Annotated in this window: 16 protein-coding genes and 1 pseudogene; 13 read left to right on the plus strand and 4 right to left on the minus strand. The window is 57.8% G+C overall.

Features of this window, described 5'->3' with window-relative positions:
* Position 1 precedes the first annotated feature (1 nt).
* Positions 2-292: a malonate decarboxylase acyl carrier protein gene (mdcC, locus tag N8E88_RS11070; RefSeq protein ID WP_262291786.1), complete on the minus strand. Its 291-nt coding sequence runs from the start codon at positions 290-292 to the stop codon at positions 2-4.
* Positions 293-329: 37 nt separating this feature from the next.
* Positions 330-1,976 carry a malonate decarboxylase subunit alpha gene (mdcA, locus tag N8E88_RS11075; protein ID WP_262291787.1) on the minus strand — a complete coding sequence of 549 codons (1,647 nt, stop codon included), beginning with the start codon at positions 1,974-1,976 and terminating at the stop codon, positions 330-332.
* Between the two features lie 613 nt (positions 1,977-2,589).
* Between mdcA and N8E88_RS11080 the strand changes: the two are divergent.
* Positions 2,590-2,695, plus strand: a pseudogene (locus N8E88_RS11080) (DDE-type integrase/transposase/recombinase); the annotation flags it as partial.
* Between the two features lie 286 nt (positions 2,696-2,981).
* On the opposite strand, the gene N8E88_RS11085 reads toward N8E88_RS11080, so the two are convergent.
* The gene (locus tag N8E88_RS11085) at positions 2,982-3,935 is read right to left on the minus strand and encodes an IS481 family transposase (protein WP_262291788.1); all 954 of its coding nucleotides are present in this window, start codon (positions 3,933-3,935) and stop codon (positions 2,982-2,984) included.
* Positions 3,936-4,380: 445 nt separating this feature from the next.
* On the opposite strand from N8E88_RS11085, the gene N8E88_RS11090 reads away from it, so the two are divergent.
* The 5 genes from N8E88_RS11090 to N8E88_RS11110 all read left to right on the plus strand — a co-directional run bounded on the left by N8E88_RS11090 (position 4,381) and on the right by N8E88_RS11110 (position 11,550).
* Positions 4,381-7,620, plus strand: coding sequence for an efflux RND transporter permease subunit (locus N8E88_RS11090; RefSeq protein WP_262291789.1), 3,240 nt, complete (start codon positions 4,381-4,383; stop codon positions 7,618-7,620).
* Positions 7,617-8,852, plus strand: coding sequence for an efflux RND transporter periplasmic adaptor subunit (locus N8E88_RS11095; protein WP_262291790.1), 1,236 nt, complete (start codon positions 7,617-7,619; stop codon positions 8,850-8,852). The genes N8E88_RS11090 and N8E88_RS11095 overlap by 4 nt, the downstream gene beginning before the upstream one ends.
* A gap of 659 nt (positions 8,853-9,511) precedes the next feature.
* Entirely contained in the window at positions 9,512-9,871 is a 360-nt protein-coding gene (locus tag N8E88_RS11100) for a hypothetical protein (protein WP_262291653.1), read from the plus strand.
* Positions 9,872-9,919: 48 nt separating this feature from the next.
* Positions 9,920-10,339: a hypothetical protein gene (locus tag N8E88_RS11105; RefSeq protein WP_262291652.1), complete on the plus strand. Its 420-nt coding sequence runs from the start codon at positions 9,920-9,922 to the stop codon at positions 10,337-10,339.
* A 197-nt stretch (positions 10,340-10,536) separates the two neighbouring features.
* Positions 10,537-11,550, plus strand: a complete 1,014-nt coding sequence (locus N8E88_RS11110; RefSeq protein ID WP_262291791.1) for a 2-dehydropantoate 2-reductase — start codon at positions 10,537-10,539, stop codon at positions 11,548-11,550.
* Positions 11,551-12,217: 667 nt separating this feature from the next.
* On the opposite strand, the gene N8E88_RS11115 is transcribed toward N8E88_RS11110, so the two are convergent.
* The gene (locus tag N8E88_RS11115; protein WP_262291792.1) at positions 12,218-13,381 is read right to left on the minus strand and encodes an MFS transporter; all 1,164 of its coding nucleotides are present in this window, start codon (positions 13,379-13,381) and stop codon (positions 12,218-12,220) included.
* A 419-nt stretch (positions 13,382-13,800) separates the two neighbouring features.
* Between N8E88_RS11115 and N8E88_RS31805 the strand changes: the two genes are divergently transcribed.
* The 7 genes from N8E88_RS31805 to N8E88_RS11145 all read left to right on the plus strand — a co-directional run bounded on the left by N8E88_RS31805 (position 13,801) and on the right by N8E88_RS11145 (position 17,524).
* The gene (locus N8E88_RS31805) at positions 13,801-13,896 is read left to right on the plus strand and encodes a hypothetical protein (RefSeq protein WP_410010596.1); all 96 of its coding nucleotides are present in this window, start codon (positions 13,801-13,803) and stop codon (positions 13,894-13,896) included.
* Between the two features lie 17 nt (positions 13,897-13,913).
* Positions 13,914-14,255 carry a hypothetical protein gene (locus N8E88_RS11120; RefSeq protein ID WP_262291793.1) on the plus strand — a complete coding sequence of 114 codons (342 nt, stop codon included), beginning with the start codon at positions 13,914-13,916 and terminating at the stop codon, positions 14,253-14,255.
* A gap of 189 nt (positions 14,256-14,444) precedes the next feature.
* A complete protein-coding gene (locus tag N8E88_RS11125; protein ID WP_262291794.1) occupies positions 14,445-14,765 on the plus strand; it encodes a cytochrome P450 in 321 nt (106 codons plus the stop codon).
* Positions 14,766-14,955: 190 nt separating this feature from the next.
* Positions 14,956-15,348 (plus strand): cytochrome P450 family protein, encoded by a 393-nt coding sequence (locus tag N8E88_RS11130; RefSeq protein ID WP_262291795.1) that lies wholly within the window; start codon positions 14,956-14,958, stop codon positions 15,346-15,348.
* 801 nt (positions 15,349-16,149) lie between these two features.
* Positions 16,150-16,617, plus strand: coding sequence for an ADP-ribosyltransferase-containing protein (locus tag N8E88_RS11135; protein ID WP_262291796.1), 468 nt, complete (start codon positions 16,150-16,152; stop codon positions 16,615-16,617).
* Between the two features lie 53 nt (positions 16,618-16,670).
* Complete coding sequence (locus tag N8E88_RS11140) at positions 16,671-17,342, plus strand: hypothetical protein (RefSeq protein WP_262291797.1); 672 nt, start codon at positions 16,671-16,673, stop codon at positions 17,340-17,342.
* Between the two features lie 29 nt (positions 17,343-17,371).
* A complete protein-coding gene (locus N8E88_RS11145) occupies positions 17,372-17,524 on the plus strand; it encodes a hypothetical protein (RefSeq protein WP_262291798.1) in 153 nt (50 codons plus the stop codon).
* The last annotated feature ends 800 nt before the right edge of the window (positions 17,525-18,324 follow it).

An 18,324-nucleotide genomic window follows, 5' to 3' on the forward strand; every position in this document is an offset into this window, starting at 1 on the left:
TTCAGAGCTCCTCAATCAGACGGACACCTTGGGCGAGACGCAGGGAGACCATATCTGGCCGTGCCCCGCCGTCGTTGATGGAGATGTGCAGGCCGCCGGCCGGCTGCCGCGTCACGAAGTCGCCTACCACCGCTTCCCACACAGCTGCAAAACCGTGCGCTGCAGTGGCGACATCGATTACGCAGACGTTCGCTGGCAAACCACGCTCGAGAAGGACCTCCAGATTGCCCGAGGCGACGACGCCGACGATGGCTCTTGCACGGGTGCCAGTGGCGGCGGTTGACGGCCGCATTGTGAAGCTGAGCTTTTCCAAGGGCTGATCTTCCTCTTCACCAATTCCGGAAACGGCTCGGAGGCTGGTAGAGCCCACCCGAGGCGAGCATGAGATCCTTGATCGAGCGCGCTGCCAGCATGCGGCGGTCCGCATCGAGCGGATCGATGCCGAGATCCTCCGGGCGGCGGATGACACCGCGCGCGCGCAGCCGTTCGACCATCTTGCGATCACGTGCCCGGCCGACATCGGTGTAACCGGCAACACCGCGGATTGCCTGTTCGCGCTCGTCCTTGTCACGACACAGCAGCAGGTTGGCGATGCCATCCTCGGTAACGATGTGGCTAACGTCATCGCCGTAGATCATGACCGGCGCGAGATCAAGGTCGAGCTTGTCCGCAAGTTGCAGAGCGTCGAGCTGTTCGACAAACAGCGGCACGTTCTTTTCGCCGAAGGTCTCGCCGATCTGGGCCACCAGTTTACGCCCGCGGCGCAGGCCCGCTGCGGCGTCGGGATCGGCATCGGCGCCCGCCTTTAACCAGGGTTCGCTTGGATGGCGACGCCCGCGCGAATCAGACCCCATGTTGGGGGCACCGCCAAAGCCGGCGATGCGGTTGGTCGTGACCGTCGAACTATGGCCCTGGAGATCGATCTGTAGAGTGGAGCCGATGAACATGTCGCAGGCATAGAGCCCCGCGACCTGGCAATACGCGCGGTTGGAGCGGAGCGATCCATCCGGACCGGTAAAGAAGATGTCGGACCGCGCCGAGAGATAATCATCCATGCCGACTTCGGAGCCGAAGCTGTGGATCTGCTCCACCCAACCGGCCTCGATCGCCGGAATGAGCGTGGGATGCGGATTGAGCGCAAAATGCGTGCAGATCTTGCCCTTCAGACCAAGTTGTTCGCCATAGGTCGGCAATAATAACTCGATGGCGGCGGTGTTGAAGCCGATGCCATGGTTGAGACGGCGAACACCGTAGGGCGCATAGAGCCCCTTGATGGCGAGCATGGCCGTCAAGATCTGCGTCTCCGTGATCGCGCCCGGATCGCGAGTGAACAGCGGTTCGACATAGAACGGCTTCTTTGCGTCGACTACGAAATGGACGAGGTCGCCGGGGATATCGACACGCGGCACCTTGTCGACGATCTCTGCTACTTGCGCCACAACCAGGCCGCTCTTGAAGCTGGTGGCTTCCACGACGGTCGGCGTGTCCTCGGTGTTGGCGCCGGTGTAGACGTTGCCGTCCCGATCGGCACTGACCGCGGCGATCAACGCCACCTGCGGCGTCAGATCGATGAAATAGCGGGCAAAGAGCTCCAGATAGGTATGGACGGCGCCGAGCTCGATCTTGCTGCCGAACAGCATGCGCGCGATGCGCGCCGATTGCGGGCCCGAATAGGAGAAGTCCAGCCGTCTGGCGATGCCCTTCTCGAACACATCGAGATGCTCCGGAAGCACGACGCCCGATTGCACCATGTGGAGATCGTGGATTTTGCCGGGATCGAGATCGGCAAGGGCTTTGGCGAGGACATCGGCCTGCTTCTGGTTATCGCCCTCCAGGCAGACGCGATCACCTGGCCGGAGGACTGCTTCGAGGAATCGGGGAAGGTCGTCCAAGGCGACTTTCTTGCCGCAGGCGTAGCGCTGGCCAGCATCGCGCCGCAGTGCGAGAGCCTCCTTCTGGGTATTCCAGTTCCGCATTCCGGGGCCTCCGTGCACAACTGTCCCAGTTTTAGCGAGGCAACGATCGAAGCTCTATTATACTTAGGTGTGATCGCTAAAAGCCGAGCGGTCTCAAAATGTGCGTCAGGCTGACGACCTATCGGCCGCCACCGCTTGAGCGTAGCCAATATTGCTACACGATACCTCCGAGCAGCCGGTCGTGCGGGGCGATTTCGATGCTCATTGGGGCGGCGACCGAGCGGGGCCACCACCGGTTCGGGTTCAGGCGCGAGAGTCCTTGAGGATGCGCAGGTCGGTCACCGAATAAGACATGGACAGGCGATCTCCCGGCCCACGCGCCGCGGCGCTATCTGGTGAATGTTTTCCCCCGGACTTGGGGGATAGTTAGCTCGGCACTGCCAGCCCAAAGATTGACGATCGCGGGATTATCGGTAAGAGGCAGGGTTAGCTCGTCGAGGTATACTTGGGTTTTGTTTTGTGTATTTATGCCCACAACGGTTTTTTTCCTTTCGCGCGAGTGAGCCGCTGCGAAAAATACGGCACACATGCCCAGTTCAGCCGACTAGATCGGCGGCCTTTCGCAGCGCAGGCGAGCTTCCGGTTGATGGATTCTTCGATGCCGCAGTCCGAAGTGGACGAGACCTACATCAAGCTCAAAGGCCCAGTCGATGTATCTCAGCCGGGCGATCGACAGCACGGGCGATACGGTCAATTTCTGGTTCAGCGAGCAGCGTGATGCCCATCAACCAGCGAAAGCCCGGATAGTGTTCACAGCGACGCTCCACCCCCTCGGTTGTAAGAGCAGATCCAAAGCTCACCAGAAGCGGCGGATCATAGGCGGGTCGCCCGGCAACGTCTTCAAGCAGCCAATGCCTTGATTCCTCCGAGCGACAAGGTGGCCACCTACATCTTGCACCCGCTTGGCGCGAGAGCCCTGAAAGATGAGCGGTGGCATACTCGTGTTTGTTTTTGTCATACTCATGGTTAATTTCCTTCAGCCTGTCCAAGACCTAGTTTTGCTAGCTAGCTGTGGAACCTCAACAGGTTGTCCCGATCCAGGCCGAGACGGCTGATAGGTGGTTTTGATCCTAAACTGCCGTGCGGCCTGTGCCAATTGTAGCGATGAAGCCAGTGCGGCAGCTCCTCCGTGCGTTCTTGAGAGTTGTTGTAAGCACGAGCGTAAGCCCATTCGCGTAGGCTCGTCTGAATGAAGCGTTCGGCCTTACCATTGGTCTTAGGCGTGTATGGTCTTGTGAAGACTTGACGCAAGCCCAGACGTTTGCAGGCTGTGCGGAAAGCCTTTGACCGGTAGCATGACCCGTTGTCGGTCATCACGCGCTCGATACAGATACCCAGCTTCGCATAGTAGGCGACGGCAGCCTCCAGGAAGGCAACGGCGCTCTCTTTGCGCTCATCTGGCATGACCTGCACAAAAGCGACCCGCGAAGCGTCATCAATGCAGACGTGGACGAACTCCCAGCCGATGCCCAGATGGCGGTTGACAACGCCCGTTTGCCGTCCGGTGATGCGGTGTCCCACCGAGCCAATACGGCCAAGCTTCTTAATGTCGAGATGAATGAGTTCGCCCGGATGTTCCCGTTCATAGCGGCGCACGGGTTCGGGATCCAGGGCGCTCAGTTTGTTGAGGCCCAACCGGCGCAGAACACGGCTGACAGTTGCCGGCGAGACGCCGACCTCGGCAGCGATCTGCTTGCCTGTCCAACGCTGGCGGCGTAACCGCTCAATCGTCCCGACAATGGCTTCAGGGGTCGGCCGGCGCAAGCGATGTGGTCGCGACGAACGATCCTCCAGTCCGCTCAAGCCCTCGCGGCGATACCGATCGACCCATTTGCGCACCGTCCGCGGGCACACGCCTGCGGCTTCGGCAACGGCCTGCGGCGTCTGCCCGCCCTCGACCTGGCTCACAATTCGCTCTCGACCATACCGCGTAAGACGGGCATTCTTGTGGATGTTCATCCGGTCCTCCAAGAGTCACTGAAGCTTCGACAACCTCAGTCTCCCCGGTTTGGACCGGATGGACAACCTATTGAAAGCTCACAGCTAGCCGGAACCGCCGACGCTGATCCCAGCGCGTATCAATGCCCTGCGGAGAGAAACCTAATGTGGCGCCCCTCGGACGTTCTCGTAGCGAGACTGGGGGCCCTCGAAGCCTCTTCGCGCTTTTTTACGACTGATCACGAATCGACGGCAGTGCCTCTTTTTCTGTGCCGTATTTGCTGTCGGTGTAACACTAAGGATAGCCGCGGCGCTCGGGATTTGCCCTTCGGGCGGCGGCTGTCGCTGCGGCTTGCAGCGCTCGCACTTTGTATTGGAAAGCTGGCATGAGGCATACCTACGAGACTCATCTGCGGTGCCGCGCGCGTTCGGTCGTCCAGGCAGAACAGCGGGCTGAGGCGGCACGATGAACTTGGTATCGGTTGCGTTGCGACGCCCGATCTCGCTTTTGATGATGGTCGTCGCCGTTGCTTTGGTGGGTTTTCTGGCGCTCGATCGCATGTCGCGGGATATCTTCCCCGATCTGGGGGTGCCCGTCCTGTACGTGGCACAGCCTTACGGCGGTATGGACCCGGCGCAGATGGAAGGGTTCATCGTCAACTACTACGAGTACCACTTTCTTTACATCACCGGCATCGAGCACGTCGAAAGCAAATCGATCCAGGGCGTAGGGCTCATCAAGCTCCAATTCCATCCCGGCACCGACATGGCGCAGGCCACGGCGGAGACGGTCGCCTACGTCGACCGCGCCCGCTCCTTCATGCCCACGGGAACGGTGCCGCCTTTCGTGATGCGGTTCGACGGTGGCAGCGTTCCAGTCGGCGACCTCGTCTTCTCCAGCAAGACGAAAACAGTCGCCGAGCTTCAGGACGCGGCGCTCTTCAAGGTGCGCCCGCTGTTCGCGACCCTGCCGGGCGTGTCGGCACCGCCGCCCTTCGGTTCGAGCCAGCGCACCATCCTCGTTCATTTGGATCCCGACAAGCTGCGTTCCTACAACATGTCGCCCGACGAGGTGGTGCAAGCGTTGGCTGCCGGTAATACGGTCAGCCCATCGGGCAACGTCCGCATCGGCGACCTCATGCCAATGGTTCCCGTCAACTCGGTTGTCGGGGATTTCAAGGGCCTGAACGACATTCCCATCCGCTCACAGGGAACGCAGACGATCTTCATACGCGACGTCGGATCGGTTGAAGACGGCGCTGACATCCAGACCGGGTACGCGCTGGTGGATGGACGCCGCACGGTCTACATCCCGGTTACCAAACGCGCGGACGCCTCGACGCTCACGGTCGTCCAGGCCGTCAAAGCCAACTTGCCACGCTTCCAGTCCGCACTGCCGGACGATATTCAGGTCAGTTACCAGTTCGACCAGTCCCCCTACGTGACGCGTGCCATCCAGGGCCTGTTCGTCGAAGGCGCTCTCGGCGCGGTGCTCACAGGCCTTATGGTGCTGCTGTTTCTGCGGGATTGGCGCAGTTCGCTCGTCGTGGTCTTGAACATTCCGCTCGCGATCCTCGCGTCGGTGGCGGCGCTCTGGGCATCGGGTCAGACGATCAACATCATGACCTTGGGCGGGCTGGCTTTGTCGGTCGGCATCCTGGTCGACGAGGCGACAGTCACCATCGAGAACATCCATACCCATCTTGCGCATGGCCGTAGCCTTCCCCGAGCGGCCAGCGAAGCCACTGCCGAGACGACGCTGCCGCGGTTCGTGGCGATGCTCTGCATTCTGGCGGTGTTCATTCCCGCCTTCTTCATGACCGGCGCTGCGCACAACCTGCTCGTGCCGCTGGCCCTGGCAGTCGGCTTCTCGATGGTGGGGTCGTATCTGCTTTCCAGTACCTTTGTGCCGGTACTGTCGGTCTGGATGCTGCGCAACCCGAGCACGCACCAGCAGCCGCAAGAGACCTTTTTCGACCCGCTGCGTGCCAGGTACGATCGGTTCGCGCGCGCCGTCATGAAACGACGGCATGTCGTGGTACCTTCCTATCTTATCATCAGCGGCGCAATCATTTTTCTGGTCGGTGGCTCCCTCGGCACCGAGATTTTTCCAGTCGTGGATACTGGCCAGTTCCTATTGCATCTGCGGGCGCCGGCGGGAACGCGTATCGAGCGCACCGAGCAGATCGCGCTGCAGACACTCGACGCGATCAAGCGCGAGGTCGGCCCGGATAACGTGGAAATCAGCCTCGCTTTTGTCGGCACGCAGCCGCCCAATTACCCCATCAATACCATCTATCTCTGGAGTTCCGGCTCCGAGGAAGCGGTGCTGCAGGTGCAGCTCAAGCCCAACACGGGGATCGGCATCGAAGATTTGAAGGAGCGGCTGCGCCAGAAATTGCCTCAGGAATTGCCGAATGTACGCTTCTCGTTCGAGCCAAGCGACATCGTCAGCCGGGTGATGAGCTTCGGCGCACCGACACCGATCGAAGTGGCGGTGAGCGGGCCGAACCTCGCCGATAGCCGCCAATACGCCGACAAGCTACGAGCGAAATTGGCACAGGTGCCGACGCTGCGAGACCTGGAATTCGAGCAGGAGCTCGACTACCCGACCGCAAAGGTCACTGTAGACCGCGAGCGAGCTGGCGTTCTCGGGGTAACGACGGATGAAGTGGCGAAATCGGTCGTCGCTGGCACGTCGTCCAGTCGCTACACGTCGGCGAATTATTGGGCCGATCCCAAGAGCGGCATTGGCTATCAGGTGCAGGTCGAGATCCCGGAGCAGCAGATGAACTCCCTTGAGGAATTGAGGAACCTGCCCATCGCTTCCCGATCGGGCCATCAGATCGACCTGCGCAATGTGGCCGACGTGACCGACGGCACGGCGCTCGGCGAATATGACCGCTACAACATGCAGCGCATGCTGACACTGAGCGCGAACGTCTACGGCGAGGATCTGGGACGTGCTGCGGCCCGCGTACAACAGGCGATCAGCGATACGGGAAAGCCGCCCGATCGGGTGAACGTGACCGTGCGGGGCCAAATCCAGCCGATGGCGGAAATGTTCGGAGGCCTCAGTCTTGGGCTTTTGATGGCGGTGGGTGTCATCCTTATTCTGCTGGCCGCCAATTTCCAATCGTTCCGGCTTTCCCTCGCGGTGGGGTTGACGATTCCCGCCGTCATCGCCGGGGTCGTGCTCATGCTTTGGCTCACCCGGACCACGCTCAACATTCAATCCTTCATGGGCGCGATCATGGCCATCGGCGTGGCCGTTGCAAACGCCATCCTGCTCGTGACTTTCGCTGAGCGCAGTCGGATTGGGGGCCGCGAACCGTGGGAGGCTGCAATAGAAGGCGCACGGAGCCGTCTGCGTCCGATCCTGATGACCAGTTTCGCGATGCTGGCCGGGATGGTGCCGATGGCGCTGGGCCTGGGCGAAGGCGGAGAGCAAAGCGCGCCGCTTGGGCGGGCCGTGATCGGCGGTCTGTTGGGCGCAACGTGCGCCACGCTCATCATCCTTCCGGCGATCTTTGCCACGCTCCAGTCGCGGCATGCCCGGATTTCCGCGTCGCTCGATCCTGACGACCCGCACAGCCCCTATTTCGAGTCGGAGCCGCGGATCGCGACGATGCCGGATCGTGGCGACGGACGCGCTGATAACGATCAAGCAACAGTCGCAACGGATTTTAAAGGGGGAACTCAATGATGTTCATGAACCGAACGGGCATAATGGTATTGGTGGTGGTCGGCGTCGGCGCGGGGGGCATCGTTGCCGAACGGCACTCGGCGGCATCGCCATCGCCGGTGAATTTAGTGAGGGAAGACAGCCCCCCGAGGGTCGAGGTGGTGCGTCCGCGCCGCGGGACGGTGGCCCGAAGTCTTCAAACCAACGCCACCCTCGAAGCCTTTGAGGAAACGGATCTCTTTGCCAAAGTTTCCGGATACCTCTCCGACGTTCGCGTCGATATCGGCGATCATGTGAAGGCGGGTCAAGTGCTCGCGGTGATCGACGTCCCCGAAATGGAGCAGGAGCTTGCCGAAGCCAAGGCCCAGCTCGAATCCAAGCGAACTTCTCTGGAGGTCGCGCGCCGCCAACTGGACCACTTCGGAGCGAACGTGAAACTTCAGAACGAATTGTTGCGGCGTCGGGAGGAGCTCTCCGCCGGACAGGGGTGGATCAGCGACCGAACGCTTGACGAGGTGCGCGCCAACGCGGAAATGGCCAAGGCGGATCTCAGCGTTGCCGAAGCGAACGGCGACCTCGCGGCCGACCAAATCGACGTCGCCGCCGCGGCCGTGGAGAAAATCAAGACGCTGCTCGCCTATACGCAGATCGTCGCGCCTTTCGATGGCGTGGTGGCTCGGCGGCTGGTGAACCGGGGCGATTTGGTCCAGGCCGCCACGGCCACGCGGACGACACCGTCCGCAGGGTCACTTTTCACGGTGCAGCGGATCGACATGATCCGGGTGTTTTGCGACGTTCCGGAGAACGACGTACCTCACCTTCACGTTGGCGATCCGGCCATCGTCAAGCCGTCTGGCTTCGACGGTAAGCAGTTCATCGGCAAGGTAACCCGTTTCTCCCTACGTCTCGACCCCGAAACCCGCAACATGCGCACCGAGATCGACCTGCCCAACCCCGACGAACGGCTTTATCCGGGCACCTATGCGGACGTCTCGCTGGAAATGAACCAGCGCCCCGATGCGCTCACGGTACCCGCCGCGGCCATAGGTTCGGATAGCGAAGGCAACTTCGTGTACACCATCACCGACAAGCGCATCACACGCCTCGCCGTCAAGACTGGTCTGACCGATAACGGTCGCATCGAGGTGACCGCAGGCCTATCGGATGAAACACCGGTGGTGGCAAGCGCCCAGGGCACGCCACCCCTGAGAACGTCGGTACAGCCGCAGATGGTCCGCGAGAACTCCTTGTAATGGATCAGGAGCAGCCAACGCCGTTCCGGCTGCTTATCGCTAAAGATGAGCTTGTGCGCGGTCTTGATAGGCCCGCTGTATGACGGCTATGTCTCAGATCAGTGACAGTTCAATGACTTTCCTGTGAAATGGTATGGGTTCGTATGGGACGTTCAGGAAGACGCATCTCGGATGGCACGGTAGTCTGTCTGGCTTTGTCGCAGACGCTTCCGTGAGGGAAGGGGATCTATGCATTTTCCGGGGAAACTTCAAAGGTATCAAGTGTTCGAAGGGCGTCACTTTCAGTCATTCATTCTGTTTTACATGCGCTGGTACCTGGCTTAGGGGCTGAGCTTTCGGGTGATCGAGAGCCTTAGCGACACGATACGTGCTTTCACAACGATTGCCTTGTCTGCTCAATCGTTTTGTTCCTGAATCGCTCACTTCAATTGGGATGATTGCCATCGCCAGCGTTCAATGCGCGCCGGCATCCATCATAATGTCGTTGAACTGTCCAACAGCATCCAAGTACCCAAGCTGATCACAATATCCACGTGGGTGATGAACCAGAACCATAAGACTACATGCATAAACCAATGTATAATATAGTGAACAACTTGGTCCTCCTAAGTTACAAAAACCTTCCAAGCGGTAGGCTTTTGTAACTTAGGAGTGAAATCATGAAAAGATCAGCAACTATCTTGGCGATAGCAGCTTTGGGCGCAATGATGGCCGCCGGCTCGGTAACTGAATCGATGGCGCGCGGCGGTGACCATGATGGCGGTGGCCGTAGCGGGGACCACGGTGGTATCGGCCGTGGTTTGGGCGGCGGCGATCATAGTTTCGGCGGCAGGGACCATGGCTCCCGAGAGGGCGGGATCTTCGGAACCGGTGGCGTCTTCGGTGCCCGCGCGGTTGCGGTGAGCCATGATCGCTTTGGCGACCGCAGGGATCACCTTAGGGATTTCAACCGTGACGATAATTACGGATCCTGCGAATATCCGCACTTTGGCAATTCTCCTACCAGATACTGTGAGTAGTTGATGCACTTCGAAGCCCCGCTCCCGGCAGAATCCGGGGGCGGATGGATGACGGATGGAAACAGCGTGGATTGCGTGCAGTCCACATCCATGTCGAATGGCGATAATCGCCAGGAAATGGGCAGGAAAATGTGCTTTTACAAATCATCGATACCCATTTTGGCGGCGGCTGTGTTTGTCGCAGCCACTGGACCCGTATTTGCCACCGTCAAGAACCAGGCGGAATCTACTGAAGTCGGAAACAGAAAGTTCGAACAGGCTGCCATGATGGAGGCTCGTGCCTCTATATGCGGCACCGATGAAGCCAGCGATACAGCCATGAGAGCTGGCATGCGGGAAACAGGATTGCCCGAAGATACTGCAGTAGAGATCGTGTCTGATCTTGCGTCCGGTATTATTGATAAGGCGCAGGAGTCCGGATCGAAAAAGATATGCGGAAAAGCCAAAGTGCAACTTTCTGGTTTTTAGTCTGCATTCGATGCGGCGAAACGATTTATTTTGCAGCGCTTTGGCGCGTCATCGACGACCCGGATTGTGTCACGATTGACGGCAGTCAGACCAATCGGATGGCGATCGTTCAATGGGATACGGAGAGCCGATGGTTCTGTCGCATGCAATAGCCAAAGCCACGCACGAGCTGTCAAAGACGACTGTGAGAAAGACCAATGGACGCCATGACGAAATCCGACCGTTTAAAAATATGCATCTACGGCGCTGGCGCTGTGGGCGGGACTATGGGTGTACTTCTGGCCCTGGCCGGGGCTGAAGTCAGCGTCATCGCGCATGATGCGACACTGGCGGCAATCAAACATGACGGCCTTCAATTGACGAAAGACGGCAAGACTCACCGTGTTCAGGTACGGGTCACTGCTGACCCCGCTGAACTGGCGCCGCAAGATTATGTGATAATATCCGTAAAAGCGCCCTCGCTTGCGGATGTGGCGTCACATATAGCGCCTCTATTGAGTCCTGGCACCGGGGTTATCACCGCCATGAACGGCGTCCCTTGGTGGTTTTTCGTCGGCGGCAATGGGGTACTCAGCAACACACGGCTGGCTGCCGTGGATCCACATGGGATTGTCGAAAAGTCTATACCCTTGGCCCAGACGGTCGGCTGTGTTGTCTACATGGCTTGCTCGCTCGATGCGCCGGGGAAAGTCCGGCACTATAGTGGAAATAAGCTCGTTATAGGCTATGCCGACAACAAGTCCGTGTCCGGGCTTTCAGACATTAATGACATGTTCAATTCTGCTGGTTTCTCAAGTCGGGTTACAACCACTATCCGGCATGATATCTGGCATAAGCTGTGGGGGAACCTCAGCATAAACCCGATCAGCATGCTTACGGGTGAGACGAGCGACATTATTATCAATGATCCTCTGCTATACGAGCTCTGCCTGCGGATGATGCGTGAAGCCGAGGTGCTTGGTGATGCCATTGGTATCCCGATGGACGCTTCGACGACTGAAGTGATCGGAAGAGCCAGGACATTGGGCGCGTTCAAGACTTCGATGTTACAGGATACAGAAGCTGGAAAGCCCGTTGAGCTGGACGCCCTGCTGACGGTAGCGCATGATATCGGAAAGATCCTTGATCTGCCGACACCGTTTATCGACAGCGTGCTAGGCTTGGCGCGATTGCGTGCCCGAAAACTGGGACTTCTCGACAGGGCAGCATAATTCGATTTCTGATATCGGCATGATGAATCCGCTTGCTGGCCGGGAAGAAGGCAGCGCCCGGGCTATCTTGTCCACGGAGCCACGGCGTCGTTCAAATCCTGACGGACTGTTGTTTTCGCGACAGACAGCGATGGATTTCGAGTGGCCGAAATAGTCTGTGTTCTCTGTGACGATCCGGTTGACCGATATCCCAGAACTTATGGCAACGCACGCAAACCTTCAATGCTCTGCGTATCGAATGAGGTGATCGGCGATTGATTGCATTGGCTGAATTTCATCCCGATGTGAAACCAATCGATGATGTGGATTGTCGGCGTCGGCATCGTGCGGAGCAACCGTTTGAGGATCCCAGCGCCATCCGGGATCACCGTGACATCGCCAAAGCCGCAATACCCTTCGCGTCGAAGGTAAGAAGGGTGCGATCCGAACTGCCGTTTGATCGGTACTGCCGGTGACGAAATAATGGCCGCCGACTTCGCCCCGCCCACCGCGGCTTGTGAACGCTGTCTCACTTTTAGGGCAAGAATCTCGATTTTAAAGGCAGAATTTCATGTTTAATGGCAAAGCATCGCCATCGATTTGTTGAGTTTGCTCATTTCACCTTTAAGGGCAAAGCGACCAAAATGGTGTACGCCACTCAGCACCGCTCACTGACCAAACGCCCCAGTCATCGCCTGCCCTGAATACCTTGCGCTGCGGCGAGTGCGAGGCAAAGCAGGCCGAGGGTCAGCGCAAATCCCTGGATACCGACTAGTTCCATGACCGCGCCGGTAACCGGCGGACCAGCGATGCCGCCGACACCCCATACCATGGCGAAAGCCGCATTGCCGGCCATAAGCATCGAGCCGGAAAAGCGTTCCCCTAGTTCGATCAGAGCCATGGTGTAAATACCGAACGACGTGGCGCCCCAAACGAACACGATCGGCCAGGCAAACACCGAATTGAACGACAGCGGTAACAGCAGACAGCCAAGCGCCGTCGTCAGCGCGCACAACATCAGCGCCCGCTTCGAGCCCTGCCTTTCGGCCAACATACCGAGGGGAACCTGCAGCGCGACATTGCCGGCGACAAAGACAGCGAGCAGCGTTGATATCCTGGCTTCCGGGCTGCCGTAACCTTGACCATAGGTCGACATCAGCGCCAGCGTTACTTGCTCGAAAGCGGCAGCGGTAAACACCGCGAACAGTAGCAGCGACGCCCGGGGTACGAAACGTCTGACGGAAGCCTGCTGCGCATGGCCATTGTCGAACTTGGGCAGTTTCGGCAGCACCCTGAGCAGACAAAGTCCGCACAGCACGAAAGCCGTGATGCCGACCAGGAAAGGCGGCCAGCCGTGCGTTCCAACGACGGTCAGGGTGAGCGGCCCCAACGCAAAGCCGGCGGAAATCACTGACGTATAGACGCCCATTATGCGGCCGCGCTTTGCCGGTGGCGTCAGCGCGATCATCCAAGTTTCGCTGATCACGTAGAGCGGATTGACCGCAAACCCGAGCAGGAAGCGGAGCGGAAACCACAAGAGGGCGTTCTGCTGCCAGCCGATAAGTGCAAGCAGCAGAGCTGCCAGGCCGGCGCACGACAGCGCAGTTCGCCCTGCCCCGAAGCGTCGTGACAGCCATGGGATGAGCGGCGCCGACAGGATAAAACCAAGCGGCGTCATCGCCGCCGACAAGCCGATCGTGCCGGGCGACATGCCTTGCCGCTGCAGGATAAAACTGAGCAAAGGATAGCTCAGCCCTTGCGCGATAGCGAAGACAGAAACCGTCGCTATAATGCCTGCTAGCGCCGGCCACGGCTGTGCGTTCAATTGAATCTGCAACTCGTCATTTGTCATGGTTTGCTCCAAAACGCTCAGCCAGAGACGCGCTCTGCTCGGCTTTAAGACTCTTCTCACGACCATTGAGCTTCCGACGAACCGACAGAATTGGCGAAGTGCGGGTTGTCACTCTGGCGAACATCCTCACCTGTTCCTTTGAATCCACTACCCCAACTTCCTTGAGTCGATCCAATCCTACAATCGCGATGATGTAGCGGCCATCAGTTTCTAAGCGGATCCAGTTCCAGAGGAGACGGCAAGCGAATTTCGAAGTGTAGGGATGGATTCTATTTCGAAGTGCGACACGTTAATAATATCAACGTGTTGGCTTTGGAGAAGAATGCATGCCTCGCCTCTACGTGCAGCTCGATCTGGATGAATGTCGCAAACTGTATCGATATTGAGAAAAGAAACTGCCCGTCGATGAGATAGCCAGACTGCTCGGCAGGCATCGTTCGACGATTTATCGCGAACTGAACGCAACCATTTCCACGACCCGCAATTCAAACAATATAGCGGCTATTACCCGCTGACGGCCAACGACCTGTGTTTGCGTCGCCGTCATGTCCGGCGCAAGCTTGTCCGTTATCCAGGTTTGCGCGCTATGGTGATCGATCGTCTGCGCAACTGGTCACCCGAACAGATCGCCGGACGATTGAAGAGCGATGGCATCAATCCTTTTCGGATCTGCACGGAAACCATCTATCGGTTCGCTTATAGTCAGCATGGCGGCGAGCTGATGCTGTACCGGTATTTGCCGGAAGGCCGCCGGGCACGCCGCCGTGGCAGCCGTAAGCCGCGCGGCTCATATCCCCGTGAACTGCAGCATTCGCAAGCGCCCCCGATGCGATCAAGGAACGCAGCAATTCCGGCCATTGAGAGTGCGATTTGATGGTGTTCCGAAAGGCATACGGTCAGAGCAATCTCACCTCGCTGGTCGAACGCAAAAGCGTCGAGGATTGAATGACAAGCGATAAGAAGGTCCATAGAATACTTTCGGTTCGCTGATAACGGCGAATGAAAGGACACAAGGATCATTTCCCTTGATGGATCAACAGGCCGCGCTCGAAAAATGATGGACATGGCTAAGTCGCACTATTTCGATATCGTCTCGCCCGAGTTTCACGCAAACCGTTTTCCGACGCTCGATCGCATGCGAGCCGAAGGTCCCGTGGTTCGCATACAGTTGCCGATAGTTGGCCAGACCTGGCTGGCCGTCACACATGGCAGCTGCGCAATGTTGATGAAGGATTTGCGCGCGACCCTGACTCAGGCGCGAATAGTAAGGGTCCTGCCGAGGACGATCAGCCTTTTGGCGCTCAATATGATGGGTCATGATGATCCTCAGCACCGTCGCACCTGCGTAGCCTCGTTGAGCCAGCGTTCCAGCGCAAGACGATAGATGCCTTGAAACCGATAATCGAAGACATTGCCGATCGGCTTCTCGACAGGCTGAAGGGGAGAACGGAGGCCGAACTCATGCTTGAATTTTGTCGGGATCTGCCACTTTCAGTCATCTGTGCGATGCTTGGCCTGCCGGAAGAAGATCATGACCGATCAAGAACTGGGCGGGCTAAAGGACACCGCCAATATTGGCGCGGTTATCCGCGCTATTCCCGGTAATCCGTGTCCTTCGCTACCTTCGCCGAGTTTCGCGACCGCAGGGAGGAGCACTATCCGTTGCAAGGCTGCGTGACGCTGAAACGGTCGGACCACCTCTCAGTGAAGATGAATTGGTGTCGATGATCTTCCTCCTCTTCGGCGCTGGACAGGAAACCACACCCCATCTGATCGCCGGAGGACTCTTCGCGTTGCTGTCGCATGAGGATCAGCGACGTCAGCGGCAAAACGATCCAGGCCTGATGCCGACCTGCGTCGAAGAGTGCCTGCGCTACGTCTCACCAGTGCAGATGACCAAGCCACGCTTTTGCAACCCAAGATTTAGTCTGGCAGGGACGGCAATTCCGCCGGGACCGACGCAGTGATGCGACGTATGCCGGCGTGGTCGGAAACGGCGTGCTCGTCCTGCAACGCAAAGGCGGTTGTCCGAACGGTGTTGCAACTCCGAATAATTTCGTTTCAGTCTCGCCGCGGGAAATCAACTTCTCCATAATCTTTGTCCTTCCCCCAGGATTAATTTTCGCCCTTGACTGGCCGATTTCATCAACATGGCTCTGGATACTGAGCCGATCCAGCGAGGCAAGCGGCAGGTTGATAAAGATCTTCAGCCGCCGGCCGAGTTCCGCCATTGCCCGGGAAGCGATTTTTGTTCTGAGTCTGGTTCGAGTCCGATCAAACCTCCCGCCCCTGTGCGAATTCGCATTTGGAGCATCGCCCAGTATTTGATCTAGCGAACTAAGAATTGCGCGCTCCACATGCCTCGGAGCAAGTGCGCCGCTCGCTTACCATGAACCAATGTCTAACGTTCTGATACGAGGGTATAATATAAAACGCCTACAATTTTCCCCAAAACTATAATGATTGCGGCGGCGATCCGTTGCTGTTGTGGCAACGCCCGCTTATGGCGGGAAATGTTGATTGGAACGCAAATGCCTAGTAGATCAATGAATGGAGAAACTCCCCAGGCGGCCAACCAAACGCGTAGCCTCCAGGTCACCATAGACGGCCTCAAAGCCAACCTCGACTGTGCCGTGGAGGCAGCGTTTCTTCATGGCGCGACCGAATGGGTTCGTCTTAATCACCCAACACATTACGAGCGGCTGCTCATGAGATTTGACGACAGCGCCTTGCTGGGCGCGCGCAGGTATCTCCACTGAGGTCGTACGATGTCCACATTCACTCTGATCCTGTGCCACGGCACCGATGCCGATTTCAGAGGCTTCGACTTTAGCGAGTGCAACGACAGCGGTGCATTCGGCCGCGGATTCTATTTCTCCAACGATATGGAGCTTGAGCGGCAATATTCGAATGGTCTCGATCCGGTCGTCGCCAAGGTGACACTGCGGAACCCTTATGTTCTTGATAAACGTCTTTCGTACGATGAGTGGATCGCAGCCACGAGAATTTTTCGGCCGATCGAGCGTGCACGCGAGAGATTGATAGGATTGGGGTATGACGGGGTTCTGCTCCTGCAAGACAGCTACGTCGAAGTCGTCGCTTTCTACCCGAGACAGATTCAAAGCTTCGACCGCAGCCCCGATCTCGCAATTCCGGATACGCGAAAACGGAACACCCCGCCCTTGTTGAAGCTCAGATCCTTCTTGGGGCGATTTCGAACATATCCCTCAAGCTGAACATTAGTTGGTGTTCATGAACTCGCTGAAGAATGAAAGAACGGAGAACGAGTATGCCTCTTGGAATCGCCAAAAAATTGCTGCTGGGTCTTGCGCTGGGAATAACCTCTCTGATGTCGTTGTCGCTAGAAAGCAATGCACAAAGCACGATGATGAAGTCAAACAACCAGCCTAGCGCCGCCCAAACATCCAGTCACGTCAATGTACGCGGGACAATCGAAAGCATCGCCGGAAAGACGTTGGTTATCAAAACGCTGGAAGGCGGCGAGACAGCAATCACCCTTGCAGACGATTTGACTGTCAACACCTTGACCAAGGCGTCGATAGACAACATCAAACAAGGTGATTTTGTCGGCATTGCCAATGTTCCGACAAGCGGAGGCACCAGCAGTGCGCTCGAAGTCGTCATTTTCCCGGCAGCCCTCAAGGGTACTGGTGAGGGCAACTATGCATGGGATCTGAAGCCGAACAGCAGCATGACCAATGCGACCGTTGCAAATGCCGTCAAGGGCGTAGACGGTCACACCGTCACAGTCACCTATCGCGGCGGTCAAAAGAAGATCGCGATCCCGGACAATACGCCCATCGTGGCATTGGCTGTCGGGAAAGCAGATGATCTAAAGGCTGGTGCTGCAGTGTTTGCCCCCTCGGAATTCGGAGCCGATAGCAAGTTCACCTCACATCGTGTCGTCGTCGGCACTGATGGCGTGGTCCCACCAATGTAACGGCGGTCTGCCAGCAAAGTTCACCGTAAATGATCGAGCGCCAAATGATGGCCGAGCTCTCGCACTATCTCGGCCATCTATGGCGATTTGGGATTGTTCTTTCCCTCGACAACCATATTGCAGAAAAGCTTGTCGAACAGACATGCATCTGTGCGCTTGAGAGCGATCCATGGCCGATATGACGAGAACAGCGACACCTAAAAGAGACAGGACCGAAAACACACTCACGGGTCCGAGCGTCAACTCATTCCATATAAGATTAAGCCTATCTATCCGTCGATAACCCCCGCGTTGCGCCCTGCAATAACAGCGGCGGGTAAATGCGCCGTCAATAGCGCCTTGATATTATCCAACAAAAGATGCTCGGTGGAGGGACACCACCACCGCTTCCGAGCATGTTTCTATAAGCAGAATTTCCTTTTTCTATTCGTCAAAATCTTGGATGTTATTGGTTCTAAGGGCCTTTGCCCGGGCGCATGTCAGCATTCCGCTGAGCTTGGGTCTTTGGCTTGTCGACCAAAAATCGCATTAGCTGCCCTGGAATGCCTTGCTTATCTGTTTTGGTCGAGGGAAACACTCGCCGAGATTCTTGAGTGTGACCCGATTTTGGTGAAGGAGTGAGCTGAAGGGCGAGAGCCGGTTCCGCCTCAACTTGCCGCTTGGCTAGAGCCATTGGCGCTGGCGCATGCCACGGCGGGAATCCTGACCGCCTATGGGTTAAGAAAGCCGCGTGGGTGCGACTCAATCGCGCTTCCTGCTGGCGGTTGAAGGTGTGCGCCAGACAAGCCTTGCAGTCGCAAACCATGCCGGATAAAAGTTATTCCCAACGCCCAGCACAAGATTGACGTGTCGCAGCTGGCTGCAATGATTACCCAGCTTGAAAGCGTCGTTCCGGGTGCAGCAAAGACCCGGGGAGATTTCCGCAATATCCGCATACAATGCAAGAGCGTGTCGCCTGTCCCGCCAATCTCGCCGGAGCGGA

The sequence above is a fragment of the Phyllobacterium zundukense genome, assembly GCF_025452195.1.
Lineage (GTDB): Bacteria > Pseudomonadota > Alphaproteobacteria > Rhizobiales > Rhizobiaceae > Phyllobacterium > Phyllobacterium zundukense_A.

What these genes read in the sequence shown, in the direction of transcription:
- mdcC (WP_262291786.1), bottom strand. Translation starts at nt 292, where the DNA reads ATGCGGCCGTCAACCGCCGCCACTGGCACCCGTGCAAGAGCCATCGTC.
- mdcA (WP_262291787.1), bottom strand. Translation starts at nt 1,976, where the DNA reads ATGCGGAACTGGAATACCCAGAAGGAGGCTCTCGCACTGCGGCGCGAT.
- N8E88_RS11085 (WP_262291788.1), bottom strand. Translation starts at nt 3,935, where the DNA reads ATGAACATCCACAAGAATGCCCGTCTTACGCGGTATGGTCGAGAGCGA.
- N8E88_RS11090 (WP_262291789.1), top strand. Translation starts at nt 4,381, where the DNA reads ATGAACTTGGTATCGGTTGCGTTGCGACGCCCGATCTCGCTTTTGATG.
- N8E88_RS11095 (WP_262291790.1), top strand. Translation starts at nt 7,617, where the DNA reads ATGATGTTCATGAACCGAACGGGCATAATGGTATTGGTGGTGGTCGGC.
- N8E88_RS11100 (WP_262291653.1), top strand. Translation starts at nt 9,512, where the DNA reads ATGAAAAGATCAGCAACTATCTTGGCGATAGCAGCTTTGGGCGCAATG.
- N8E88_RS11105 (WP_262291652.1), top strand. Translation starts at nt 9,920, where the DNA reads ATGACGGATGGAAACAGCGTGGATTGCGTGCAGTCCACATCCATGTCG.
- N8E88_RS11110 (WP_262291791.1), top strand. Translation starts at nt 10,537, where the DNA reads ATGGACGCCATGACGAAATCCGACCGTTTAAAAATATGCATCTACGGC.
- N8E88_RS11115 (WP_262291792.1), bottom strand. Translation starts at nt 13,381, where the DNA reads ATGACAAATGACGAGTTGCAGATTCAATTGAACGCACAGCCGTGGCCG.
- N8E88_RS11125 (WP_262291794.1), top strand. Translation starts at nt 14,445, where the DNA reads ATGGCTAAGTCGCACTATTTCGATATCGTCTCGCCCGAGTTTCACGCA.
- N8E88_RS11135 (WP_262291796.1), top strand. Translation starts at nt 16,150, where the DNA reads ATGTCCACATTCACTCTGATCCTGTGCCACGGCACCGATGCCGATTTC.
- N8E88_RS11140 (WP_262291797.1), top strand. Translation starts at nt 16,671, where the DNA reads ATGCCTCTTGGAATCGCCAAAAAATTGCTGCTGGGTCTTGCGCTGGGA.
- N8E88_RS11145 (WP_262291798.1), top strand. Translation starts at nt 17,372, where the DNA reads ATGATCGAGCGCCAAATGATGGCCGAGCTCTCGCACTATCTCGGCCAT.